23 protein-coding genes are annotated in these 25,712 nt (G+C 33.8%); 12 read left to right on the forward strand and 11 right to left on the reverse strand.

Translation table 11 applies throughout. The annotated features are described in order from the left end of the window. Positions 1 to 14 precede the first annotated feature (14 nt). Positions 15 to 782: a sulfite exporter TauE/SafE family protein gene (locus ACODSI_RS03300; protein ID WP_488915424.1), complete on the forward strand. Its 768-nt coding sequence runs from the start codon at positions 15 to 17 to the stop codon at positions 780 to 782. Between the two features lie 55 nt (positions 783 to 837). On the opposite strand, the gene ACODSI_RS03305 is transcribed toward ACODSI_RS03300, so the two are convergent. Continuing rightward, positions 838 to 3,312, reverse strand: a complete 2,475-nt coding sequence (locus ACODSI_RS03305) for a DUF5686 and carboxypeptidase regulatory-like domain-containing protein (protein WP_488915425.1) — start codon at positions 3,310 to 3,312, stop codon at positions 838 to 840. Between the two features lie 51 nt (positions 3,313 to 3,363). Next, positions 3,364 to 3,777, reverse strand: a complete 414-nt coding sequence (gene aroQ / locus ACODSI_RS03310) for a type II 3-dehydroquinate dehydratase (protein WP_488915426.1) — start codon at positions 3,775 to 3,777, stop codon at positions 3,364 to 3,366. Between the two features lie 391 nt (positions 3,778 to 4,168). Between aroQ and ACODSI_RS03315 the strand changes: the two genes are divergently transcribed. The 5 genes from ACODSI_RS03315 to ACODSI_RS03335 all read left to right on the forward strand — a co-directional run bounded on the left by ACODSI_RS03315 (position 4,169) and on the right by ACODSI_RS03335 (position 8,536). Further along, the gene (locus ACODSI_RS03315; protein WP_488915427.1) at positions 4,169 to 4,792 is read left to right on the forward strand and encodes an outer membrane beta-barrel protein; all 624 of its coding nucleotides are present in this window, start codon (positions 4,169 to 4,171) and stop codon (positions 4,790 to 4,792) included. 114 nt (positions 4,793 to 4,906) lie between these two features. Next, a complete protein-coding gene (locus ACODSI_RS03320) occupies positions 4,907 to 5,485 on the forward strand; it encodes an outer membrane beta-barrel protein (RefSeq protein WP_488915428.1) in 579 nt (192 codons plus the stop codon). An 85-nt stretch (positions 5,486 to 5,570) separates the two neighbouring features. Next, on the forward strand, positions 5,571 to 6,467 hold the full coding sequence (gene xerD / locus ACODSI_RS03325) for a site-specific tyrosine recombinase XerD (protein ID WP_488915429.1): 897 nt from the start codon (positions 5,571 to 5,573) through the stop codon (positions 6,465 to 6,467). A gap of 166 nt (positions 6,468 to 6,633) precedes the next feature. Further along, positions 6,634 to 8,157: a PAS domain-containing sensor histidine kinase gene (locus tag ACODSI_RS03330; protein WP_488915430.1), complete on the forward strand. Its 1,524-nt coding sequence runs from the start codon at positions 6,634 to 6,636 to the stop codon at positions 8,155 to 8,157. Next, complete coding sequence (locus tag ACODSI_RS03335) at positions 8,144 to 8,536, forward strand: response regulator (protein ID WP_488915431.1); 393 nt, start codon at positions 8,144 to 8,146, stop codon at positions 8,534 to 8,536. The genes ACODSI_RS03330 and ACODSI_RS03335 overlap by 14 nt, the downstream gene beginning before the upstream one ends. A gap of 56 nt (positions 8,537 to 8,592) precedes the next feature. Here ACODSI_RS03335 and rny read toward each other — a convergent pair whose 3' ends face one another. The 3 genes from rny to ACODSI_RS03350 all read right to left on the reverse strand — a co-directional run bounded on the left by rny (position 8,593) and on the right by ACODSI_RS03350 (position 10,965). Beyond that, positions 8,593 to 10,155: a ribonuclease Y gene (gene rny / locus ACODSI_RS03340; RefSeq protein WP_488915432.1), complete on the reverse strand. Its 1,563-nt coding sequence runs from the start codon at positions 10,153 to 10,155 to the stop codon at positions 8,593 to 8,595. Between the two features lie 222 nt (positions 10,156 to 10,377). After that, entirely contained in the window at positions 10,378 to 10,671 is a 294-nt protein-coding gene (locus tag ACODSI_RS03345; RefSeq protein WP_488915433.1) for a cell division protein ZapA, read from the reverse strand. A 3-nt stretch (positions 10,672 to 10,674) separates the two neighbouring features. Beyond that, complete coding sequence (locus ACODSI_RS03350; protein ID WP_488915434.1) at positions 10,675 to 10,965, reverse strand: hypothetical protein; 291 nt, start codon at positions 10,963 to 10,965, stop codon at positions 10,675 to 10,677. Positions 10,966 to 11,155: 190 nt separating this feature from the next. Between ACODSI_RS03350 and ACODSI_RS03355 the strand changes: the two genes are divergently transcribed. The 3 genes from ACODSI_RS03355 to ACODSI_RS03365 are packed head-to-tail and all read left to right on the forward strand — an operon-like array spanning position 11,156 to position 16,078. Further along, entirely contained in the window at positions 11,156 to 12,847 is a 1,692-nt protein-coding gene (locus ACODSI_RS03355) for a M23 family metallopeptidase (protein WP_488915435.1), read from the forward strand. Positions 12,848 to 12,853: 6 nt separating this feature from the next. After that, the gene (locus ACODSI_RS03360) at positions 12,854 to 15,316 is read left to right on the forward strand and encodes a TonB-dependent receptor (RefSeq protein WP_488915436.1); all 2,463 of its coding nucleotides are present in this window, start codon (positions 12,854 to 12,856) and stop codon (positions 15,314 to 15,316) included. A 36-nt stretch (positions 15,317 to 15,352) separates the two neighbouring features. Continuing rightward, positions 15,353 to 16,078: a hypothetical protein gene (locus ACODSI_RS03365; RefSeq protein ID WP_488915437.1), complete on the forward strand. Its 726-nt coding sequence runs from the start codon at positions 15,353 to 15,355 to the stop codon at positions 16,076 to 16,078. 170 nt (positions 16,079 to 16,248) lie between these two features. Here the strand turns inward: ACODSI_RS03365 and ACODSI_RS03370 are convergent, their stop codons facing one another. From ACODSI_RS03370 to ACODSI_RS03390, 5 genes are read right to left on the reverse strand one after another with little or no spacing between them, the layout of a single operon-like run. Continuing rightward, positions 16,249 to 16,950, reverse strand: a complete 702-nt coding sequence (locus ACODSI_RS03370; protein WP_488915438.1) for a hypothetical protein — start codon at positions 16,948 to 16,950, stop codon at positions 16,249 to 16,251. Continuing rightward, positions 16,951 to 18,798: an ABC transporter ATP-binding protein gene (locus tag ACODSI_RS03375; RefSeq protein ID WP_488915439.1), complete on the reverse strand. Its 1,848-nt coding sequence runs from the start codon at positions 18,796 to 18,798 to the stop codon at positions 16,951 to 16,953. Next, a complete protein-coding gene (locus tag ACODSI_RS03380; RefSeq protein WP_488915440.1) occupies positions 18,798 to 20,525 on the reverse strand; it encodes a phospho-sugar mutase in 1,728 nt (575 codons plus the stop codon). The genes ACODSI_RS03375 and ACODSI_RS03380 overlap by 1 nt, the downstream gene beginning before the upstream one ends. 42 nt (positions 20,526 to 20,567) lie before the next feature. Beyond that, positions 20,568 to 21,527 (reverse strand): glycosyltransferase family 2 protein, encoded by a 960-nt coding sequence (locus ACODSI_RS03385; protein WP_488915441.1) that lies wholly within the window; start codon positions 21,525 to 21,527, stop codon positions 20,568 to 20,570. A gap of 5 nt (positions 21,528 to 21,532) precedes the next feature. Continuing rightward, a complete protein-coding gene (locus tag ACODSI_RS03390) occupies positions 21,533 to 22,075 on the reverse strand; it encodes a DUF4199 domain-containing protein (RefSeq protein ID WP_488915442.1) in 543 nt (180 codons plus the stop codon). A gap of 224 nt (positions 22,076 to 22,299) precedes the next feature. On the opposite strand from ACODSI_RS03390, the gene ACODSI_RS03395 reads away from it, so the two are divergent. The 3 genes from ACODSI_RS03395 (at position 22,300) to mtaB (ending at position 25,340) form a co-directional block, all read left to right on the forward strand. Then, the gene (locus ACODSI_RS03395; RefSeq protein WP_422720818.1) at positions 22,300 to 22,551 is read left to right on the forward strand and encodes a type B 50S ribosomal protein L31; all 252 of its coding nucleotides are present in this window, start codon (positions 22,300 to 22,302) and stop codon (positions 22,549 to 22,551) included. Positions 22,552 to 22,673: 122 nt separating this feature from the next. Further along, on the forward strand, positions 22,674 to 23,849 hold the full coding sequence (locus tag ACODSI_RS03400; RefSeq protein ID WP_488915443.1) for a GlmU family protein: 1,176 nt from the start codon (positions 22,674 to 22,676) through the stop codon (positions 23,847 to 23,849). A gap of 132 nt (positions 23,850 to 23,981) precedes the next feature. Further along, the gene (gene mtaB / locus ACODSI_RS03405) at positions 23,982 to 25,340 is read left to right on the forward strand and encodes a tRNA (N(6)-L-threonylcarbamoyladenosine(37)-C(2))-methylthiotransferase MtaB (RefSeq protein WP_488915444.1); all 1,359 of its coding nucleotides are present in this window, start codon (positions 23,982 to 23,984) and stop codon (positions 25,338 to 25,340) included. On the opposite strand, the gene ACODSI_RS03410 is transcribed toward mtaB, so the two are convergent. Beyond that, positions 25,337 to 25,678 (reverse strand): hypothetical protein, encoded by a 342-nt coding sequence (locus ACODSI_RS03410; protein WP_488915445.1) that lies wholly within the window; start codon positions 25,676 to 25,678, stop codon positions 25,337 to 25,339. The two genes, mtaB and ACODSI_RS03410, sit on opposite strands and share 4 nt — an antisense overlap. Positions 25,679 to 25,712 lie beyond the last annotated feature (34 nt).

Consider the following 25,712-nt stretch of genomic DNA (forward strand, 5'->3'; position numbering starts at 1 on the left):
TTTTATTTTTTTATATGGAAACCTACATACTAATTTTATTGTGTATTGCTTCGTTCTTTGCAGGATTTGTAGATGCTATCGTGGGTGGTGGCGGATTGATACAAACTCCAGTAGCTTTGATTTTGCTTCCCAATTTAGCCGTTTCGTCTATTATCGGTTCGTTGAAAATTCCCGGTTTTAGCGGTACTTCTTTTGCGGCACGTCAGTATCTCAAGAAAGTAGATATGAATTGGAAGTTGCTTTTCATTATGTCTGTTTTTGCTTTTGGTTCGGCTTTTATAGGCTCCAATTTGTTAACGAAAGTGAGTAACGATTTTATGAAACCTTTTTTATTGGTGATTTTAACGCTGATCACAATCTATACTTTTGCCAAAAAAGATTTTGGAAGCCATCAAGAAAAGCACTTATCACCACAACGACAAGTGTTTTTGGCTGTGATAATGAGTGTTGTTATTGGTTTTTACGACGGATTTATCGGTCCGGGTACGGGCAGTTTTTTAGTACTTGGTTTTGTAACGGTATTGGGTTTCGATTTTCTTCATGCCTCTGCCAATGCTAAAATGGTAAACTTAGCCACCAACTTTGGCTCGATTTGTCTGTTTGTTTTAAAAGGGAAAATAGTTTGGGCTTTTGCTTTACCAATGGCTGTTTGTAATGCATTAGGCGGATTCATCGGTGCTAAATTGGCCATCAAAAAAGGAAATGGCTTTATTAGAATTTTCTTTTTAATTGTAGTTATTGGTACATTGATTCGGTTTGGATACGATGTATTTATTAAATAAAAATCCCAAATTCTATAGTAAGAACTTGGGATTTTCTTCATTGAAATTTATTTTTTTATTCTATTACATTTAAGAATTTCAATCCGAAAATAATAGCATCGCCTTGGTAACCATTTTGATAGGAACGAACATAATCAATTCTAAACAATCGTGCTTTTCCAATTCCTAAATTATCTAAACCAACAGTAAACTCTTGATACGGATTTCTTCCTGGAACAGCCAAATCGTGAAATCCTAAAACCAATTGCGATTTCAGTTTGTTCAATAGCGGAATCTTATTCATCAGATACCCTTTGTCGTTGTGCTCGATGTGAAATTCAAAATAGCTATCGTTAGTACTTGACGAATAATAGGGTAGGTTGTTGAACACATTGGTATACCCATCGCCGCCACTAACGTGGGTTTGATTTCCGTTAAAATGCTTGTAATCAACAAAAGCAATGTTATCTGCATTGAAGAATTTCCCTGCTTTCAGGTTGATTTTCATATCGCCTTTATTGCCGATAGAAAAATCTTGAGTGATCCGTGCCGATAGTAAATCGTATTCGTATTTCTTATCGGTTGCTGAAAAAGTTTTTTCATAGCCAATAGCAATAGTAGGGTAATTGTCGTTTCCGATGTTGTATTTTCCATCTGGACGCGTCCAATAATGTTGTCCGAATTTGATGCGAGCCAAAAGATTTCCTTTCACTAGATTGTGCTTTTCAAAAGCTGGAGTGATTTCGTCAAAAGGTAACAACGGATTGTTAGACGAATACACATCGTTGCTTTTGATGGTGCTTTGGTCGGTGGTATTCCATAAAGGTTTGCGTTCGGCGTATTCCAAATTCAGATTCATGTTCAATCCATTAACCACTTCACGCCCAAAATTGGCAGCGACAAAGTTTTTCTCATACAATTTCATGAAATTATTTTTGAAGAATAAACTACTAAAACTATTGACTACTGTTGAAATAGGATTACTTGAATTAAATTGATTTACGGTGCTACCGCCATTTACAGAGAGCATGGCATTGTTGAGATTGTTGAACTTGTGCGAATAATAAACTAACGGACGCAATTGTTTTTCAGAAAAGCCATAGTCGAAACGAGTACCCATTTGGGTGTACGTTCTTTTTTCATCATCACGTTTGAAATACGAAAAACCAACTTGTGTTTTCCAACCTTGAACCGTATTGAATGAGGTTGACATCATTGGACCATCATAATTTAAGGACCATTTTTTATAGGAATTCGAATAGCGGTAACCCGAAATGATGTCCATAAATTTGAATTTATTTCTTTTGTTATCGATAGAATCTAAATATTGCTTTGATTTCTTTTTAGTTTGTAAAGCATCTTTTTTAAGATAATCGGTGCTTTCTTCTAATGTTAATGGAACAGGTCGAATGGTATTCCAAAATGAATCTTCTTTTTTATTGGCATTTTCTTCAAATTTCAATACTTCATTGGTGAAGGTTTTCTTTTCAAATTTTTCTGGAAATTCAAAATTAGAAAACACGTAAGTGAATTTTCCATTAATGTTGATGCCAAACATTCCGGCTTCAAAATCGATGGTTTGGGTATTTTTAGACCAAATTTTATTCTTACTATTGTAACTGAAACTTTGTTTTAAGGTTAGTGTATTGAGTGCTGGATTTTGCATCTGATTTCCTTTGATAGACAAATCAACGGCATAAATTTCCCAAGAATCGTCTACAATATAGATATAACCTTCCATGGCTGGTTCGGTGATTCGTTTGGGAGTTACTTTAATTTTATTGATAATTTTATTGTTTTCATCGGCAAAAGAGCCGTCAAATTTGTATTTGTAATAATTGAACGCATTGTCAGCTATGGGTGAAATTACCTTTACATCAAAATCTAGATAGTTTTCATAAAAATCAAAATTGACATCGGCGGCATTGTTAAAACTAAAGCCATTATCATTCCCACTGACCTTTGAAGCTACAATCACTTCTTTCATTTTATCAGGTTTTTGAAAGGATATTTTTGATACGGTTTCTGATAAATAAAGGATGCCGCTTCGCGTAGAATCGATTACTTCATCAAAGAAATCTAGTTTTTGACCCATGATGGTTTTCGGTAAATTCTTGACTCTAAAAATACCTCGAGAATAAAAATCGGCATTGTATTTAGCCGTTTTTAACGCATTGTCTTTTCGGTTGGCAATCGCATTTTTAATAATTTCAATCGCAGGATTTACCTTTTTGTCAATTACTACTTCGTTTAGTTGAATTTCTTCTTCAATCAAAATTACATCTACATTTTGAGCTACTTTAGAGACTTCGATTACTTTTTTATCGGTTTTATACCCTAAATATTGGTAAAGCACTACATAAGTTCCCGAAGTTTTAAGGTTTAACTCATACTTACCTTGGTCGTTGGATGTTGTACTGATGTAAGTGTCTTTTACATAAATATTCACAAATGGCATAGGCTTACCTTTAGTGTCGGTAATCGTTCCTTTAATTTGAGCAAAAGTTGGAACCGAAAGAAGTAATAATAGGAGTAGCGTAATTTTTTTCATTGGTATGGAGTCTAATTAAGAAAGGGGTTTATATAAAAAGAGGATAGTAGTTTACAAAAACGAGTGAAGCGCTAATTCGTAACTTTTTAATCCGAAGCCAATGATGACACCTTTGGCATTGGGAGAAATATACGATTGGTGTCTAAAATCTTCACGTGAAAACGTGTTGGAAATGTGTACTTCGATAACTGGAGTGGTTATTGCTTTAATAGCATCGCCAATTCCAATAGAAGTGTGTGTGTAGGCAGCAGCATTTAAAACAATTCCATCGTAGGTAAAACCCACTTCTTGAATTTTACTAATCAATTCGCCTTCAATATTACTCTGATAATACTCTAAATTTAATGACGAAAAGTGTTGTTTTAGCTCTTGAAAATAGTCTTCAAAGGTTTTGGATCCGTATATTTCGGGTTCACGTTTCCCTAAAAGATTGAGGTTAGGTCCGTTGATGATGATAATTTTCATAAATATTGCTTTTGGTAAAAATAGGAAAACTACACATAATGATGAAATAGTTTGACAAAACTTTATTGATTTGATGAAAAAAACAAATTATTTAATGATTTAATAGCTTTTAAAGGGTTTTTTCTTAGGATGTATCGCTTTCATTAGGTGGTAAAAGTAACCATTTACCTATTAATTCAATGGTTTTTGGTGTTTTTAGCGTCAATTTTGTAACCTTTGAAAAATTGTTTTTTTTGCATTGTTGATAAGAATCGATTTAACTGATTGTTTTTCAGTATTTTCAGCACCTTACGATGTTAATAACTCTGTTAATAACTGAAATACACCCTTTAAATGAATAAAAACATAATAGGTTTAACTTTGTCACATTAATTTTAAACAAAATAAAACAATGAAAAAAATTATTTTAACCGTAGCAGCAGTATTCGCATTCGGATTTGCTAACGCTCAAGACAAAAAAGAATCTAAAGGTTTTGGATTTTCAGAAGGTGACGTATTTGTAGAAGGTAACTTAGCTACATCTAGTTCAAACGACAAAAACACTGAAACTAAAATCAATTCATTCGAATTCAATCCAAAAGCTGGTTACTTTTTATCAGATAAATTTGCTGTTGGAGTAGAGTTAGGAATTGGTTCAGGAAAAACTACTGTTGCTGGAACTAATACTTCTAAATCAAGCAACTTCAACGTAGGTGCATTTGGAAGATACTACTTCTTAGAAGTTGGTGAGAGATTCAAAACTTACACTGAATTTGGATTTAACGTTGGAACAGAAAAAACTGGAGTTAGTACTACAGTTAAAAACAACACTTTCAACATTGGTGCTGGTTTAGGTATGAACTATTTCTTAACTCCAAAAGTTGCTATTTCTTTCGGTTTAGGAAATGTTATCAATTTTGGTACTGCTAAAACTGACCAATCTGGAGACAAAGGTTCATCAAGTATGGATGTTAACTTAAATGTTTTCAACAATTTCTTTAATACTCCAACTTTCGGAGCATTATACAAATTCTAATCTAATTTAGATTTCAATACCAAAACCGTCTGAGTAATCAGGCGGTTTTTTTTATCCATAATAGCTTTTTAACTGATTTTTCTTATATTTGAGAATTAATCAATATAATATTATATGAAAAAATTATTTTTATCTGCCGCTTTATTACTTGCTCTTTTTTCAAATGCTCAATCCAGAGAAAAAGGAGCTATTGAACTTGCACCTCAAGTAGGTTATTCATCTTCTAATTATTATGGTAATAATGTTAACAATAATTCATCACTTTCTAAAGGCACCTTTGGTGTAGGAGGAGATTACTTTTTTTCTAATCGATGGAGTCTCCGTTCTGGATTGCACTTGCAAACAATGGGCAGTCAATTTTATGGTGTCGAGGAAAAATTGAATTATTTAACCATCCCAGTAAATGCTAATTGGCATTTTGGGAGCACCCGAAAATGGAATTTAAATTTTGGACCAAGTATTGGATTTCTTTTGTCTGCCAAAGATAATAGTACAGATATTAAATATTTGGCAAATACTACTCAAATTGGATTAAATGTTGGAATTGGTTATAAAATCGAAGTTTCTAAACAAACTAGTATTTTAATTGATTACCAAAGTATTACTGGTTTATCTGATGTTTCAAAAACAACTGCATCAACTATTAAAAATGCCTATAGCGCTTTTAATGTTGGGGTTGTATTTAAATTGTAATAAAACTATAAAAAGTTATATATTTAAGCCGTCTGAGTAATCAGGCGGTTTTTTTTATTCAGTTCTTTCTCGTTTCTTTGTTGTGATGAATTGGACAACTTATATAAAAAGCTTTCAGTCGTATTTAAAAATTGAACGAGGCTTATCCAAAAATACCATAGATAATTACTCATTTGATATTGAACGTTTGTGTCTTTTTTTGGATGAAAATGCTATTGCTGTTTCTCCCATTACCATTTCGGAAGAGCAAATTCAACAATTTATTTATGCAGTATCCAAAGAAGTTAATGCGCGTTCACAAGCTCGAATTATATCGGGATTAAAAAGTTTTTTTTCCTATTTGATTTTTGAGGATTATCGTATTGATTCCCCAATGGAATTGATAGAAGCACCGCGTTTAGGACGTAAATTACCCGATACCTTATCAGTTCAAGATATTGATACATTAATTGAAGCAATTGATTTGTCAAAACCTGAAGGCGAACGCAACAGAGCGATGCTGGAAACTTTATACGGTTGTGGGTTACGGGTGTCCGAATTGATTTCTCTAAAAATATCTGATTTATTTTTTGATGAAGGGTTTATTAAGATTACCGGAAAAGGAAATAAACAACGTTTTGTACCGATTAGTCCAGTTACTCAAAAATACATTTCCTTGTACAAAGATTCGATTCGAGTTCATTTGAACATTCAAAAAGGATATGAAGATACTTTGTTTTTAAACCGAAGAGGTCGTCAATTGACACGAGCCATGATATTTACGATAATAAAAGAATTGGCTGTAATTATTAATTTGAAAAAAGCCATTAGTCCGCATACTTTTAGACATTCTTTCGCTACTCATTTGCTCGAAAATGGTGCCGATTTAAGAGCTATTCAACTTATGTTGGGGCATGAATCGATTACTACCACCGAAATTTATGTTCATTTAGATCGCAAACATTTAACACAAATAATCAATAATTATCATCCAAGGAAGTGATTTTTTTGAGGTTGTTCATTTTGTTAGAAACATTAAGATTTTATTAATTTTATGCATTTAATCGTGTAAAATGCGTTGTTTGTCGGTTTTATTTATATATTTGTTTTATTGTCATAGTAAATTTTGTAGAAAAATAACGTCAATAGCCCCAAAACTATTATAGATTATGAAAACAAGTTTAACCTCTAACAATTATTTGTTGGAAGAAAAAGTTAGCTTTTATAAGAAAATTTTGAATCAAGTACCCGATTTGATTTTTCAGCTAACAATTTCACCAGAAAATAATTTTTATTTCTCTTATATAAATAAGAATGTCATTTCTTTTTTTGAAGTTAATGAGTTTGAATTGCACAGTAATCCCATAGATATCATAAACAGTCGATTGCATCCAGAGGATAAAAATCTATTTTTTGATTCATTGCAATCCTCTAAAAAAAAACTACAGCCTTGGGATTGTGAATTTAGGGTTGTACTAAAAAACAAAGGAATTCATTGGTTTAAAGTTGTTGGGAGTGTCGAACTTGATGCAGATAAAAACACTGTTTTTTATTGTAATTTGAGCAATATTTCTAGTGTTAAAAATCGAGAATTAAAAGTTCAAGAATCTGAAACCCGATACCAATTTGCGCTTGAAGCCTCTAAAAAAGGAATATGGGATTATAATGTTAAAACGGGTAAAGTCTATTTTTCAAAAGAATCATTAGATATTCTTCAATTGGATGAAATGGATAATATTACTAGTAATACGCAATGGGACGAACGAATTCATCCAGATGATTTAGAAGATTATTTATTAAATATTCAGGCTCACATTGATAATAAAACGCTTTTTTTTGAAAATACTAAAAGAGTTTTGGCTAAAGACGGCACTTACCGCTGGGTATTGAGTAGAGGCAAGATAATAGAAAGGGACGCAAAAGGCAATCCATTGCGAATTATTGGTACGCATAGCGATGTAACTTCTAATAAGGAAAAAGAGCAAGAATTACTTCATAATCTAGACATTATCATCGAGCAAAATAATAGATTGCTCAATTTTGCTCATATCGTTTCTCATAATTTACGATCACATACAGGCAATTTTAAGATGCTTTTAAACATGATGGATGAACCCGATGATGAATTAAATCAAGAGGAATGTCTTGGATACTTGAAAACAACTTCAAATGCCTTATCTGACACAATCGATCATCTGAAAGAATTAGTAGATATCCATACGACTATTATTCATAAAAAAGAGGATCTTAACTTAGGATTATTTCTGAATCATACGCTTGAAGTGTTGAGTAAAGAGATTAGAGATAACAAAGTGACCATTGTTAATAAGATTGGGGAAAAAGATACCATTAAGTTTAATCCTGCATATTTAGAAAGTTTATTTTTAAATTTTACAACAAATGCTATAAAATACTCTCATCCCGAACGTATTCCTGAGATAAGTTACTCATCTAGAAGAGAAAACGGAAAAGTAATTCTTATGATACAAGACAACGGATTAGGTATAAATCTAGAAAAACACGGTGAAAAATTGTTCGGAATGTATAAAACATTTCATAAAAATGATGATGCGCGAGGTATTGGGCTTTTTATCACTAAAAATCAGATTGAGTCGATGGGAGGAAGCATTCAAGTAGAAAGTAAAGTTAATGTCGGAACCACTTTTAAAATAAATTTTAATGAAGAAGTTTAATACTATTTTTGTTGTTGATGATGATTTAGTTTATCATTTTATTATAAAAAAGTTATTTTCAAAATGCAATATTGACGTCAGAACCAAATATTTTTTTAATGGTTTAGAAGCCATTGATGAATTAAAAGATAAAGTACAAACAGATAACGTACCCGATTTAATCCTTTTGGATATCAATATGCCTGTATACGATGGTTGGCAATTTTTAGAAGAATTTAAAAAATTAAAAAAAACTATATCCAAAGAGATTACGGTATATTTAGTAAGCTCTTCTAATGATATATCCGACCTGAATAAGTCGAAAGAATATCAAGATGAAGTTAAGAAGTACTACTATAAACCCATGACTCAAGAGGATTTTGAAACTATTTTTGTATAGAATACAGTATAAAAAAAGGTACGCATTGCGTACCTTTTTTTATTTTGTTGCTAAAATTATTTAGCAATATTAACCGCACGAGTTTCTCGAATTACCGTAATTTTTACTTGACCAGGATACGTCATTTCCGTTTGAATTTTTTGAGATATTTCAAACGAAAGGTTAGAGGCCATATCATCACTTACTTTTTCGCTTTCTACAATGACACGCAATTCACGTCCTGCTTGAATAGCATAGGCATTCTTAACGCCATTAAAACCGAAGGCAATTTCTTCTAAATCTTTTAAACGTTGAATGTACGAATCTAATACTTGGCGACGAGCACCTGGTCTAGCTCCAGAAATAGCATCACAAACTTGAATAATTGGTGAGATTAACGATTTCATTTCTATCTCGTCATGGTGTGCACCAATGGCGTTGCAAACTTCCTCTTTTTCACCATATTTCTCTGCCCATTGCATTCCTAATAGCGCGTGAGGTAAATCACTTTCAGCATCGGGTACTTTACCAATATCGTGAAGTAAACCTGCACGTTTGGCTAGTTTTACATTCAATCCCAATTCGGCAGCCATAATACCACAAAGTTTGGCCACTTCGCGCGAGTGTTGCAATAAATTCTGACCATAAGACGAGCGGTATTTCATTCTACCTACAATCTTAATCAATTCTGGATGTAATCCGTGAATTCCTAAATCAATTACGGTACGTTTTCCTACCTCTATAATTTCATCGTCAATTTGTTTGGCTGTTTTAGCAACCACTTCTTCAATACGCGCAGGGTGAATACGTCCGTCAGTTACCAATTTGTGTAATGATAAACGAGCGATTTCTCTTCTAACAGGGTCAAAACAAGATAAAATAATGGCTTCTGGAGTGTCGTCCACAATAATTTCAACACCAGTTGCAGCTTCAAGGGCACGGATATTTCTACCTTCACGACCAATAATTCTACCTTTAACATCATCCGATTCAATATTGAAAACCGAAACGCAATTTTCTACCGCTTCTTCAGTTCCAACACGTTGAATGGTGTTAATAATTACTTTTTTAGCTTCTTGTGCCGCTGTAAGTTTGGCTTCTTCAATAGTTTCTTGAATGTGAGCCATCGCTTTAGTTTTAGCTTCTGCTTTCAAGCTTTCTACTAATTGCTCTTTGGCGTCTTCAGCAGATAAACCAGAAATTACTTCTAATTGTTCTACTTGACTTTTGTGCATTTTTTCTATCTCTTGATGCTTTTTGTCAAGCATTTCGATTTTAGAGTTATATTCATTAGTTTTGGCTTCATAATCATCGTTCACTTTCTTAGCTTTTGCTAATTCACTTGATACTTGTGATTCTTTATCTCTAATTCTTTTTTCAACTTCAGCCATTTTTTTATCTTTCGATAAAATTTCTTTTTCATGTTCCGATTTCAATTCAAGAAACTTCTCTTTGGCTTGAAGTAGCTTGTCTTTTTTGATATTTTCGGCTTCTAAATTGGCGTCTTTTAAAATTGATCCAGCTTCTTTCTTGGCGTTTTTAATCAGGTTGGATACGTTGCTTTTCTCGAGCATTTTGGCTATTGCAAAACCTCCGGCAAGTCCACCTATAAGGGCGATAATAAGTACTACTATGTTCATGTTTGTTAAAATTTATATATAAAAAAACCTACATTAATTGCTTGTATAAACTCGTAAGGACAAGTTTTGAGCTAACGCGCTGTTCAAGTTTCCCAACTGAATGGGCTTACTATAGTGGCGACGATTTACTCATTTTAATTTGTTAGTGTTGAGTTTACCAAAAATGAACTAATGTAGGCAGTATTTTTAGTCTATTTGTAAGAACGTTTTTTCTTTTGTTTATTATTTGTTGAGATAGTCATCCAATAAACTATTAATTTTTGTCAATCGTTCTATTGATTCGGTTCCGTCAATAGCATTTTCAACATTTTTTTGTTCCAATTGAGAAGCAAATTGTAATGCGCACATGGCCAATACATCTTGTTTATCTCGAACTGCATAATTTTCTTCAAATTGCTTAATCATTACATCAATTTTTTTGGAAGCACTTCGCATTGCTTCTTCTTGCGACATGTTTACCGTTAATGGATACACTCGGTCTGCAATTGATATCTTAATTTTAAGCTTTTCATCCATAATTTAATCTGCAAGTTGTGCTATACAGTAATCAATTTCACGAATTAATGAATTTATTTTAAGCTTGGTATCTCTTTTATATTCTTCACTGCCCAATAACGAATTGGTCATTTTTAATGTGTCAAAATCTTTTTTTAACGTGTCAATAGTTACCGTCTGATTTTGCAAGGTGCTCGCAGAAATTTTCAATTCTTGTTGTAACGCTTGATTTTTTTGTTCTAAACGGTCTATTTTATTAAACAGTTTTTGAATCTTAGTTTCAAGAGTATCAATTATTTCTGCAATTTCACTCATCTATGACAATTTCATTACTTAATCTTACAAATTTATAATTCCTATTCTATTAAAGCAATATTTTTAGTTAAAAATTGTATATATTTTTTTATTTAAATCTAATATTTTGTTTAATAGAGAGTTATAATTGGTATTAACTGTAATTTTATATTTATAAAGTTTTTCATATCTTAGCAAAAAACCTTACATAATGAATTTTTTACGAATCCTATTATTATCCGCCACGTTTGTTTCTGCACAAAATCAGTATCCCAAAGATTTTTTTAGACCTCCTTTAGACATCCCTATGCAGTTGTCTGGAAATTTTGGGGAATTACGTCCTAACCACTTTCATGCTGGTTTCGATTTCAAGACCAATCAGAAAGAAGGTCTCAATGTTTATGCTGCTGCCGATGGTTATGTTTCCCGAATTAAAGTGTCAACTGCTGGATATGGGAAAGCTATTTACATCACCCATCCTAACGGATTTACAACCGTTTACGGACATCTTCAAAAAGCTACAGGCACCATTCAAGATAAAATAATCGAATTGCAATACGCTGCCAAAAGCTATGAAATTGAAGCCTATTTTAAACCCAATGAATTGCCTGTTAAGAAAGGAGAAGTTATTGCTATATCGGGAAACACTGGTGGTTCTGAAGGGCCTCATCTTCATTTTGAATTCCGAGATAACAAAACCGAACAAATTATCAACCCGTTGTTTTTCGGAATAGAGTTGAAAGATACTCGTAATCCAACGGTTTCCAATTTGTTGGTGTATCCTGTAGATGAGAGTTCGGTGGTAAATGAATCGAAACGTCCGGTTTTGCTGAGTTTGTCGCTTCAAAAAGATGGAACTTATTTGTCTGAAAAAGTTCTGGCAATGGGTAAAATCGGCTTCGGGATCAATGCATCCGACACCGATGACGTTTCATACAACACGAATGGTGTTTATAAAACACAACTTTTTTCTAATGGTAAACCAGTTTTTGGCTACGAATTTGACCAAATGATTTTCGATGAAGCACGATATGTCAACGCTTTTATAGATTATCCTAGGTATAAAAAAACGCATCAAAGGGTTCAGAAATTATTTATGAAACAACCTTATGCTTGGAGTAACATTCATCAAAATGTGGAAAATGGTATTTTAAATGTAACCCCTAATTTTTTGGCAACCGAGCGTATTGTGGTTTCTGATTATTTTCAAAACAAAGTAGTGATTGATATACCAATTGAGTACACTTCTAAAAAAGCTATAATTAACGAAGAAATCAAGCCTACAAAGTACCTCGTAAAATATAAAAATGACACTAATTTTGAGAAAGACAACGTGACTGTTTTTTTTCCTGCCGGAACTTTTTATGATGATTTTTATATGAATTTCGATGTGAAAAACAACATCCTTTTTTTACATGAAGATGTGGTTTCAGCACATACTAATTTTACGATTTCATTTGAAGATACCAAATCGACAGAAGAAGACAAAAAAAGGATGTTTATTGCGGCTATAAATGGAAATAAATTAAGTTACCTCACAACAAAACTAGTAGGGAATACGTTTACTTGTAGAACAAAAACATTGGGGCAGTTCACTTTGGCAAAAGATACAATAGCTCCCAAAATAAGCATTGCTAAAAGTATTGAAGGCAAGTGGATTACTGATAAAAAAAGCATTCAATTGACTATTTCTGATGATTTTTCAGGAATTAAAACCTACAATGGGTATTTGAATGATCAATGGGTTTTGTTTGAATACGAATCAAAAACAAAGAAATTAACACATGCTTTTGAAGATAGATTGCTCTTGGAAGGGCAAAATAAATTGAAGGTTGTAGTAACCGATAATGTTGGAAATTCTACTATCTTTGAAACTCAATTTTTTAGAAGTCAAAAAAAATAATATCCTTTGAAAACAAATCATACATTTTTTCAAGTACTTTTTTTATTGTTTACGCTTATCTCATTTTCACAAAATGCTAAAGTAACGGGCTTGGTGTTAGATGAAAACAAGAACCCTGTGGAAGGTGTTAACATAAGTTATCAAAGTAAATCGGTTATAACAGATACCAACGGATTTTATGCGATTGAAATTCCAGCCAATAAGAAAGTCGTTTTGATTTACACACACGTTGCTTTAAAAAGTATTACGCAAACGTTTCTTTTAAAACCTAATGAAGCAGTAGAGTTTAATCCGGTGATTAATAATAAAGCCGATCAGTTGAGTGAAGTTATTATCACAAACAAGAGAAAAAGAATTACTGGAATTATAAATATTGAACCCGAAGTAGTTCGCAATATTCCTAAATTATCAGGTGGTGTAGAAGATCTTATAAAAACCTTGATTGGTGGTGCTAATGAAGGAAGTGAATATTCGGCACGAGGTGGAAACTACGACGAAAACCTGGTGTATGTCAATGAAATCGAAATTTACCGTCCGTTTTTAGTTCGCTCAGGGCAACAAGAAGGGTTGAGTTTTACCAATACCGATATGATTCAGAATATCGATTTTTCGGCTGGTGGATTTCAAGCTAAATACGGAGATAAAATGTCGTCAGTTTTAGATATTACCTATAGGAAGCCTAAAGATTTTAGAGCGTCACTAGAAGCCAGTTTGCTTGGTGGAAGTGTAACCGCAGAAGGTGTTTCTAAAAACAAAAAATGGAGTGCCATAACTGGAGTTCGGTACCGCAACAATTCTCTTTTGGTTAACAGTCAAGAAACCCAATCCAATTACAAACCATCGTTTGCCGATATTCAATCCAACATCAATTTTAGTGCTTCCAAAAAATGGCAGTTTAGTTTTTTAGGAAATATTTCGCAAAATAAATACAGCTACCAACCGTTAACGCGTCAAACCAATTTCGGAACTTTGAGTGAACCTATTGCACTTCAAATATTTTACGAAGGTCAAGAAAAAGACCAGTATCAAACGTATTTTGGGGCTTTTAAAACCAATTATATTGCTAACGAAACCAGTACGTATAAGTTAATCACATCAGCATACCACACGCAAGAAGAAGAACATTTTGATATTGATGCAGCCTATTATTTGGGTGAAGTGGATTCTAATATTGGCTCAGAGACTTTCGGTGGCGTTACTTATAATCGAGCTATTGGTTCGCAATTGAATCATGCTCGTAACGATTTAGATGCGGTCATTTTCAATGCTGAAGTAAAAGGAAATCATAATTTTAAGAATAAATTTCAAATTGATTGGGGATTAAAATATACCCACGAAAGTATTCGTGATCGAATAGTAGAATGGGAAGTCATTGATTCAGCTGGGTTTTCAATCAACCCACCAAGAGTTGATTTACCTCATAACGATCAACCCTATAATCCTTATGTTGGGCCTTTAGTGCCGTATCAAAATGTTCGTGCAACGAATTTTGTTGACATCAACCGAATTTCGGGTTTTGCCCAATGGAATACCAAAACGAATTTAGGAAGTAGCCAATTTTGGTTGAATGCTGGAGTTCGAGCTCAAAACTGGTTGGTTTCTGGAATCGGAATTTCAGATGCAAAAAGTCAAACCGTTTTTAGTCCGAGAGCACAAATAGCACTCAAACCCGATTGGGATAAGGACATGATTTTTAGATTTTCTACCGGATTTTATTACCAACCGCCATTTTACAGAGAATTGCGCGATCAATATGGAGTCGTAAATCCAAATGTGAAAGCACAGAAATCGGTACATTTTGTATTGAGTAACGATTATAATTTTAAGATGTGGAACCGACCGTTTAAGCTGGTTTCGGAAGCCTATTACAAAAGTATGACCGATGTAAATACGTATACGTTGGATAATGTTCGAATTCGGTACCGCGCCAACAACGATGCTGTTGCGTATGCCTACGGATTTGATTGTCGATTGAATGGTGAATTTGTTCCTGGAACCGAGTCGTGGTTTAGTTTTGGATACATGAAAACAGAAGAAAATCAAGATGATCGTGGTTATATTGCGCGTCCTACCGATCAGCGATTGAGGTTCGGAATCTTATTTCAAGATTACATGCCAAACATTCCGAATGTAAAATTGTATCTGAATTTGACCTATAATACTGGTTTGCCAGGAGGTTCGCCTTCTTATGCTGATGCCTATTTGTACCAAAGTCGTTTGCGCGATTATCGCCGTGCCGATGTGGGTTTCTCCTATTTATTTACAGAGAAAAATAACGAACGTCCAGAAGGGCATTGGTTGAAAAAATTCAAAGATTTGTCATTAGGTTTGGAAATTTATAATTTGTTTAATAACCAAAATGCTATTACCAATACTTGGGTTCGTGATGCCTATACTAAAAGTCAATATGGAATTCCAAATTACATGACCACTCGTGTTTTTAATATAAAATTGACAGCTAGATTGTAGAATTTTCAGTAAATTTGATTTTCTAATTTGATAAAGATGAAAAATTTTTCCAACTATATTTTCCTTTCTTTAATAGTGCTTTTAGTAGCTTGTAAGCAGGAAAAAGAAACCCCAAAAGTGACTTACGGCACTACAACCAAAGAAAAACCAGAACCTAAAGCTGATCCTTCGCAAATTAAAGTGGCTGATTTGCCTATTCATTTTGCTGGAACTACTATTTTAATTCATCCTGTTGGTGATTTAAATATTGGAAGTAGAGATAATGCGGTGGCTTATGAATCGTCTCGTGGCGAATCACAACAGAGTTTTACCGTTTCTAATAACAACGATTATGAAATCACAGGCTATTTGCAAAACATAAAATTCCAAGAAATAGGAAAGGACACCATAACGGCCTTAACAGATAAACCTATTTTAATTGAAACCGCTACTTATTTGAAAACCATTGCCGATAAAACTAAAAAGCATTTCATGGTGTATTCGCTTGCCGATTCTGATACAAATAAAGATGGGAAAGTAGATAGTAGTGATATAAAATCGCTTTATATGAGTGATATAAGCGGTGCTAACTTTGTGAAATTATCGCAAGAGTTGCATGAATTAATCGATTGGAAAATTATTGAAGCCCAAAATAGATTGTATTTTAGAACTATTGAAGACATCAATAAAAATGGCGCTTTTGATAAAGACGATAAAGTGCATTATCAATACTTAGACTTACTTTCTAAAGACTTGAAAATAATAGAGTATAAACCAGTTTAAAATATCACTTAAGATTTAAAATAAAATCTTAATTAATGTGGTAGCTACTAATACTACGATGTTTACAATTAGATTTACCATTTTATAGAAATTAAATAAAATTGATTACTTTGGTAAAGTTACTTAATAAAGTATTAACTAAATGTTAAAACTTACTGAATTGCAATTATTTAGATTAAGATATCACTTTCTAAATCTGATTTTTCAATTTCAAAATCAAATCCGAGTTTAGAAACCAATTCGATGACCAGCTTTTTATACCAGTTTTCCGATTTGGGATGAATGTAAATTTTTTCGATCAATTGATTAATGTCGACATCAATTTTCAATCCGTCGTTAATTTTGATTTCGTGTTCGGATAAGTCTGCTAGAATTCGAACTTCGCGTTCATACTGAAAGCTTTTTCGTTTGAATAAAAATGGGAAAAACATATCGTCAAACGGAATGTATTCTTTTTTATAATCGATGTAGTTCACCTCACCGATGTATTGTTTAAACTCTTTTTCCACTTCCAACGCTTTTTGCAAACGTCCGATGGTTGATTGAATGGCCAATCCCTCACTGTTTTGTGTGAAAATTTGCCACATGGCAAACGACTCATATTCGTTGATGTGCCAACTGCTTACTACTACTTTTTCACGATGTGATTTGTAAAAGGCTAAGAATTCGGGATTATTGACCGATAATTTTTTGATTTCTTCATAAGTAGGTTCACTAAACGTGCCTTCGTATTGATCTTCAAATTTATCAGAACGCGACAGGAAGAGTTTTCTCGAAATCAGTAAATCCAAAAATTTCGACAAGTCCAAATACTTCCAAACAATCGTATCTGAATTTTCGGGAAGCGTGATATTGGGATTGTGAATATACATTTATTCGAAACTTTGCATCATCACCAATTTAGAATAATTGCCGTTCAAAGTCAAAAGTTCGTCGTGTGTGCCTTGTTCTACAATTTGACCTTTGTTCATTACCACAATTTTATCTGCTTTTTGGATGGTAGAAAGACGGTGTGCAATTACAATAGAAGTTCTATTTTGCATCATGTTTTCTAAAGCAACCTGTACAAATTTTTCACTTTCGGTATCCAGAGCAGACGTCGCTTCGTCCAAAATCATGATGGGTGGATTTTTCAAAACCGCTCTGGCAATGTTCAATCGTTGTTTTTGACCGCCCGAAAGTTTGTTTCCAGCATCACCAATATTGGTGTTAATTCCGTTTGGTAGATCTTTTACAAATTCGTAAGCATTGGCTACTTTTAGGGCTTCGATGATTTCTTCATCGCTTGCAGTAGGTTTACCAATTAAGATATTGTTTTTGATGGTGTCGTTAAAAAGAATAGAATCTTGAGTGACCAAACCAAGCAGATGGCGTAAGGAAGTCATGGTCATGTCTTTGATGTTGACTCCATCTATGTTGATGCTGCCTTCGTGAACATCGTAAAAACGCGTCAATAAATTAGCAATCGTACTTTTTCCACTACCTGATTGACCCACCAAAGCCACCGTTTTACCTTTAGGGACATCCAAAGAAAAATTCTTTAAAACATATTCGTCTTCATATTTGAAATTGATGTTTTCAATACTGATTTTTTGATCAAATGACGTTTTAACAATAGCATCTGGCTTGTCTGTTATTGCATTTTCTACTTCTAATACTTCAAAAACACGTTGCGCTGCGGCCATACCGCTTTTTACACCATATGTTGCTTTCGAAATGGATTTTGCTGGCGTTAAAATGTTATAGGCTAATCCCATATAAGCAAGAAATTGTGAACCTTCCAAAATGGCTTTTCCATTTGGGAGTTTGTCAACCAAAACCATATTTCCACCATACCAAAGTAATACAGCAATGACAATAATTCCCATAAACTCGCTCATCGGTGAGGCTAAATTGTTTTTTCGTCCAATACTGTTAGAAAGGTTTAATAATCTTAAAACTGAATCGCCAAATTTCTTTTTGAAACTGTCTTCGGCGTTATAGCTTTTTACGACTTTTAGTCCGGATAACGTTTCTTCTACAACCGAAATAAGATAACCACCTTCGTATTGAATTCGTTCTGATTTTGACTTTAACGATTTTCCAATTTTAGAAATGATATAACCCGAAATTGGAATGAATATAAAAACGAATATGGTTAGTTTCACACTTATGTAAAACATCATAATTATCGTGAAAAGTATAGTCATAGGTTCTTTTACAATTAATTCTAAAATAGAAAAAAAGGAATTTTGAATTTCACCAACATCTCCTAGCATTCTGGCCATGATGTCGCCTTTTCTTTTTTCAGAATAATAGGAAATTGGCAATCCGATGATTTTGTTGAACATGGTGTTTCTCAAATCTTTGAGTACTCCATTTTTCAAAATCATTAAGTGGTTTTGCGCCAGATAATTAAAAATATTTTTGAAAAGAAACGTTACAATTACCAATCCTACTACTAAAATTAGAGCATATTGTGGCGTATTGTTTTTAGACAATTCAGAAATATAATAATAAAGATATTCTTTTCCGAATTTGGCAATGTTCATAATGCCAGTATACTCAGGTATTTCGGTCACTTTTTTTGCCGTATCAAAAAGCACATCCATCATTGGAATTAAAGCCACAAAAGACAAGGTGCTAAAAAGTGCATATAGAATATTATAAAAGATATTCCATGCCACGTTTGATTTATATGGTTTTACAAACGGCAGTATTTTTTTGATATTATCGTCCATTAGTTCAACTGCATTGCAGTAATAATATTTTTAATTTTTTGATCTAGTTGTTTTTCAACCGCTGTAGCGTTTTCCGCTTTATCTAAAGGAGCATTAACGCTGAAGTAGAATTTAATTTTTGGTTCGGTGCCACTTGGTCGTGCACAAATTTTAGAACCATCTTCTAAATAATAAATCAATACGTTTGATTTCGGTATTGAAATGGATTCAATTTCTCCAGTAAACATATTTTTTGAAGTTGAATTGTCATAATCTTCTATACAAACCACGCGTTGACCATCAATTTCTGAAACCGGATTATCACGCAAATCAATCATCATTTGATTGATTTCTTGCAAACCAGAAATTCCTTTTTTGGTTAACGAAATTAAATGTTCTTTATAAAAACCAAAATCAACGTATAAATTTAACAGTTCTTTATATAATGAACTGCCAGCAGCTTTGGCTTGAGCAGCAATTTCACATACTAATAGGCAAGCTCCAACGGCATCTTTATCACGAACGGCATCGCCAACCATAAATCCGAAACTTTCTTCACCACCACCGATGAATTTCAATTCTGGAAAATCTTTGATGAATTTGGCAATCCATTTGAAACCCGTCAAGCCCACTTTGCATTCAACATTATAGCCAGAAGCTAGCTCCAACATCATTGGTGTAGACACTATAGTCGAACCAATAAACTCTTTACCTGTAATTTTTCCTTCACGTTTCCATTGTTCTAATAAGAAAGCTGTCATGATAACCATGGTTTGATTGCCATTAAGCAACATCATTTTGCCATCGGTATTGCGAACGGCAACACCCAGTCGATCCGAATCTGGGTCGGTTCCAATAACAATATCACCACCAATTTTATCTGCCAATTCCAACGCCATAGTTAAAGCTTCGGGTTCTTCAGGGTTTGGAGATTTTACCGTTGGGAAATCACCATTGGGAACTTCTTGCTCTGGAACGATATTCACATCGGTATAACCTGCTTTTGCTAAAACACCCGGAATAGCTTTGATGGAAGTTCCGTGCAAAGAGGTGTATACGATTTTTAAATTTTCTTTTGCCGCAATAGGCGTATTAAAACTACAATTTTCAACTGTTGATTTTGCAAAAGCTTCATCAATAGCAGTGTCAATATATTCGATTAAATTTTCGTTAGTTTCAAATTTGATGGCACTATAATTCAAGGCCTCAATTAACTCGATAATCTCGCCATCTTGAGGTGGCACTAATTGCCCACCATCTTGCCAATATACTTTGTAACCGTTGTATTCTGGTGGATTGTGCGAAGCCGTTAACACAATTCCGGCATGGCAATTCAAATATTTTAAAGCAAAAGATAATTCGGGAGTTGGGCGCATATCTGAAAACAAATACACGTGAATTCCATTAGCAGAAAATACATCAGCAACAACTTTTGCCAAGGTGTTACTGTTGTGACGGCAATCGTAGGCGATGGCTACTTTAAGCTGCTCACCAGGAAACGATTTCTTCATATAATCTGACAAACCTTGTGTGTTTTTTCCAAGTGTATACTTGTTGATTCTATTGGTGCCAACACCCATAACACCGCGCATTCCGCCAGTTCCGAATTCTAAATTTTTATAAAAACTTTCTTCCAGTTCTTTAACTGAAGAAGTCATTAATTTTTTGATAGCTTCTTGTGTATCGTTGTCAAACGTAGGCGTTAACCATTCGTTTACTTTGTCTAAAATGTTTTGTTCGATATGCATTGTACTTGTATTTTGATTTGCAAAATAGTGCAGAATAGGCTCTTATAAATTTACTTCAGTCGCAATTTTATACCGTTCTTCATTGTTTTTGGTGCGAAGAATAATTTCGCCTAAAAACCCGGCAAGAAACAATTGTGAACCAATAATCATCGAAGTTAAGGCGATATAAAATAATGGATTTTGGGCTACTAAAATGGTTGGTTCGTGTAAGGCAAACAATTTGAATAATTTAATTCCAATAATAAAAAAAGTAGAAATAAAACCAATTAAAAACATGATTACGCCTAACAAACCAAAAAGATGCATCGGACGTTTGCCGTATCGCGACAAAAACCAAATGGTGATCAAATCAAGGAATCCATTGATGAAACGGTTCATTCCAAATTTAGATTCACCATATTTTCGTGCCTGGTGTTGTACTACTTTTTCACCAATTTTACTGAAGCCAGCATTTTTTGCTAAAACTGGAATATAACGGTGCATTTCACCTGATACTTCAATGTTTTTAATCACTACTTTTTTGTAAGCTTTCAATCCACAATTAAAATCATTCAGGTAAACGCCAGATGTTTTTCGGGCCGCCCAATTGAATAATTTGGAAGGAAGGTTTTTAGTCACAACATGGTCATAACGCTTCTTTTTCCAACCCGAAACCAAATCAAAACCGCCAGTAGTAACCATGGTATATAACTCTGGAATTTCATCTGGACTGTCTTGTAAGTCAGCATCCATAGTGATAATTACATCACCTTGAGCCTTAGCAAAACCGGCATGTAGTGCTTGCGATTTACCAAAATTTCTTAAAAATTTAATACCTTTTACATTGGTGTCTTTTACAGAAAGATCTTCAATCGTTTGCCACGAGTTGTCGGTACTTCCATCATCAATAAAGATAACTTCATACGAATAATTGTTAGCGTTCATTACTTTTTGAATCCAAGCATGCAATTCAGGTAACGATTCTTGTTCGTTTAATAATGGGATAATTATGGATAAATTCATTAAGATTAAAAGCTTTGATTAGGATCTTTTTTTACAATGGCACCTACAATTAAAGAATGGATTAATCCAATAAAGGCAAACATAACCAATGTAATAGGGATTGCAAAAGCAGGGCTTGAGAATTTTTTCATCATGTCAATTCCCATTTTAGCTTGTTCGGCAGTGACTTCAGGATTAGTCTGACTCATCATTATTTCAACTTTTCTGTAAATTCCTTCCATATATTCTGGGAGAATCATGTTAAAAGCTGCCGAAAATAAGGCGAAAGATAATCCAGCAATTATGCAAATGGAAACACCTATTTTTAGGCAATTCCCAAATGAAATGAAGCCAGAGTTTATTTTCATTTTGTAATTAGTGCATCCAAGAAAGATAAACGCAAAGGGCAAAATAAGATAATTTAATACATTTATTGCTATACCATATCCTTTATTTGTTGTAGGATCAATATCCATTACATAGCCTAAAACAAACTCTAGTATCATAATTGCGCCAAAAAGGATTCCATAAAGTAAACCAGATTTAGCTGGAGATGTAGTGTTTTCCATACTTATTACACGTTAAAATTAATCTACAAATATAGTAATTCCATTATTACGGAAGAATATATAATTCAATTAAAAAAAGTTCATTAAAGGTTTGATAATTAAAAAATAGTTGTATTTTTGCACACTCAAATTAAAAACAATAATTAAAAGTTGTAATGAGTTGATACCTTTTATATTAAAAGCTTCGCAACAAATTACTTCATAACAAATAAAAGATTTACACAATGAAACAAGGAATTCACCCAGAAAATTACAGATTAGTTGCTTTTAAAGACATGTCAAATGAAGATGTTTTTATCACTAAATCTACAGTAGAAACTAAAGAAACTATTACTCACGAAGGAGTTGAATATCCAGTTTTCAAAATGGAGATTTCTAGAACATCTCACCCATTTTACACAGGTAAATCTAAACTTATCGATACTGCAGGACGTATTGATAAATTCAAAACTAAATACGCTAAACACGGAAAATAATAGTTTTAAGTGTTCAAATTTTATTAAGACCTTCCAATTTTTTGGGAGGTTTTTTTATGAACTAAACTTTTGTAACTTTGATGCCTTAGTGCTAAAATGCTTTTAACTTTGAATCTTTTACAATGAACTATATACTTTTTGACGGAACTGTCCGTAATGCACTTTTGCCTTTTACATTTACAAGACCTGTCGCTGAAATCCGTGTCGGAATTTTAACCATTCGTGAAAAATGGGAAAAATATTTAGGATATACCACTACTACCTTGACGGAAGAATATCTTTCTGAAAAGTACCCAATGGTCGAGTTGGAAGCTAATATTTTAATTAATGCTTCTTTTTTGCCTAATGACGTTTTGTCTGAAATGGTGAAAAATCTTGAAAAAAACCAAGCTATTTTCAAAGGTGATGAAGTGATTGCTTTTTATACCAACGATACCCAAGACGAAGTGGATTTTGATTCTTACGAAATTATAGAATACAGTCAAGATTGCCTAACTGTTGAACATACTTGGGATATTTTTGCCAAAAATGACGCCGCTTTACGAGAAGATTTCGAATTGATTACGGAAGGTAGAACTTCAGAAGCTATTCCGAAATCAGTCAACGTGATGGCACCCGAAAATATATTTATTGAAGAAGGTGCAAGGCTCGAATTTGTAACGTTAAACGCTTCAACTGGACCCATTTACATCGGTAAAAATACCGAAATAATGGAAGGTTCGGTCATTCGTGGACCCTTTGCTTTGTGCGAATCAGGTCGCGTGAAGTTGGCTTCCAAAGTCTATGGTGCCACGACCGTTGGACCACATTCTGTTATTGGTGGTGAAGTGAGTAACTCGGTTTTGTTTGGCTATTCTAACAAAGGGCATGACGGATTTTTAGGAAATTCAGTCCTTGGTGAATGGTGTAATATTGGTGCTGATAGCAACAATTCCAATTTGAAAAACAACTACGAAGAAGTGAAGTTATGGAGCTATGAAACCGAGAATTTCGCCAAAACAGGCTTGCAATTCTGCGGATTAATGATGGGCGATCATAGTAAGTGTGGCATCAATACTATGTTTAATACAGGTACTGTTGTGGGTGTTTCAGCCAATATTTTCGGTGCTGGTTTTCCGCGCAATTTTGTACCCAGTTTTTCATGGGGAGGTGCTTCCGGATTTACAACGTATATGACTAATAAAGCTTTTCAAACGGCTAAAATTGTGATGGCACGCCGTAATGTTGCATTTACGGAAGAAGATGCTAAAATTTTAGAACACGTATTTGAAGAAACTAAAAAGTTTAGAAAAGAATAGTTTTGATTTGAAAATGTAACAATTTGAGAATTAGTTTGTAAGATAGTACATTTTCAAATTGTTACATTTTCAAATTTTCCTATCTTTGCACACTCAATTTTTTGACAACGATTTCATTGATTGAGGTTATTTATGGAAAACAAAAAGAAAGTGGCGTTCTATACGCTCGGATGTAAACTAAACTTCTCAGAAACATCCACTATTGCTAGAGATTTTCAAAACGAAGGCTTTGATCGCGTAGATTTTGAAGAAATCGCTGATATTTATGTCATTAACACGTGTTCGGTTACCGATAATGCCGATAAGCAATTCAAGCAAATTGTTAAAAAAGCAATGAAACTCAACGACAAAGCTTTTGTTGCTGCAGTTGGTTGTTATGCACAATTAAAACCCGAAGAATTAGCGGCTGTTGATGGCGTTGATTTGGTTTTGGGCGCTACCGAGAAATTTAAAATCACCGATTATATTAATGATTTGTCCAAAAACGATATGGGCGAAGTGCATTCGTGCGAAATTGAAGAAGCCGATTTCTATGTAGGAAGCTATTCTATAGGCGATAGAACTCGTGCGTTCCTCAAAGTGCAAGACGGTTGCGATTATAAATGTACGTATTGTACCATTCCATTAGCGCGTGGTATCTCAAGAAGTGATGCGTTGGAAAATGTATTGAAAAATGCGTACGAAATCTCCAAACAAGGCATCAAAGAAATTGTGCTAACAGGGGTTAATATCGGGGATTATGGCAAAGGCGAATTCGGAAATAAAAAACATGAACATACCTTTCTCGATTTGGTAAAAGCTTTGGATGGTGTAGAAGGTATCGAACGTTTGCGAATTTCATCCATCGAACCTAATTTGTTAAAAAATGAAACGATAGAATTTGTCTCTCAAAGTCGCACTTTTGTACCACATTTTCATATCCCACTACAATCGGGAAGCAACGAGATTCTGGGTAAAATGAAACGCCGTTACCAACGTGAAGTTTACACTGATCGAGTGGCAAATATTCGCAAAGTAATGCCGCATGCTTGTATTGGTGTGGATGTGATTGTGGGGTTTCCGGGTGAAACGGATGAGCATTTTCTAGAGACCTATAATTTCTTAAACGAATTGGATATTTCCTATTTACATGTTTTTACGTATTCTGAAAGAGACAATACTGAGGCGGCCGCAATGACTGATGTCGTTCCAATGAATGTGCGTTCTAAAAGAAGTAAAATGCTACGCGGATTATCGGTTAAAAAGCGTCGTGCCTTCTATGAAAGTCAAATTGGAAGTAATAGAACGGTACTTTTTGAAAGCGAAAATAAAGAAGGTTACATTCACGGATTTACAGAAAATTATGTCAAAGTAAAAACACCGTGGAATCCAGAATTGGTCAATACATTACACGAAATCAATTTGACTCGCATCGATGAAGACGGTAGTGTTCGAATGGAATTTGCTTCGCCAGTTCGCTCTGCAGGCTCGGGTGTAAATGTGGAAGCCTAGTAAATAGAGTGAAATTCGATTTTGGTGATTCTAAAAACAGATTCACTGTATTGTTCGACGAATTCAAATTTATGGCGTCCGGGTTGTTTGAAATCGATTATGCGTTCGCCTGAAATTTCGTAGTACATGGTTTGTCCTTCAAACATAAAGCGACCGCCATTAGTTCTGTAAGCTGATCGAATTAAATCAAATTGGGATAAATTCCAGGTGGTTAAATTGGCATCCAAATCACCATAATCGGCAAACAATCCTTCTGTAATTTCGGTTTTACAGCCGTAATATTTTTCGATAGTTTCAAAAAAGGCAACGATATTTTGGTTTAGTTCTTCAATATTCATTGCATAAAAATAAATAAAAAATCCCAAATTCCTA

The organism is Flavobacterium sp. FG139, from assembly GCF_057809695.1.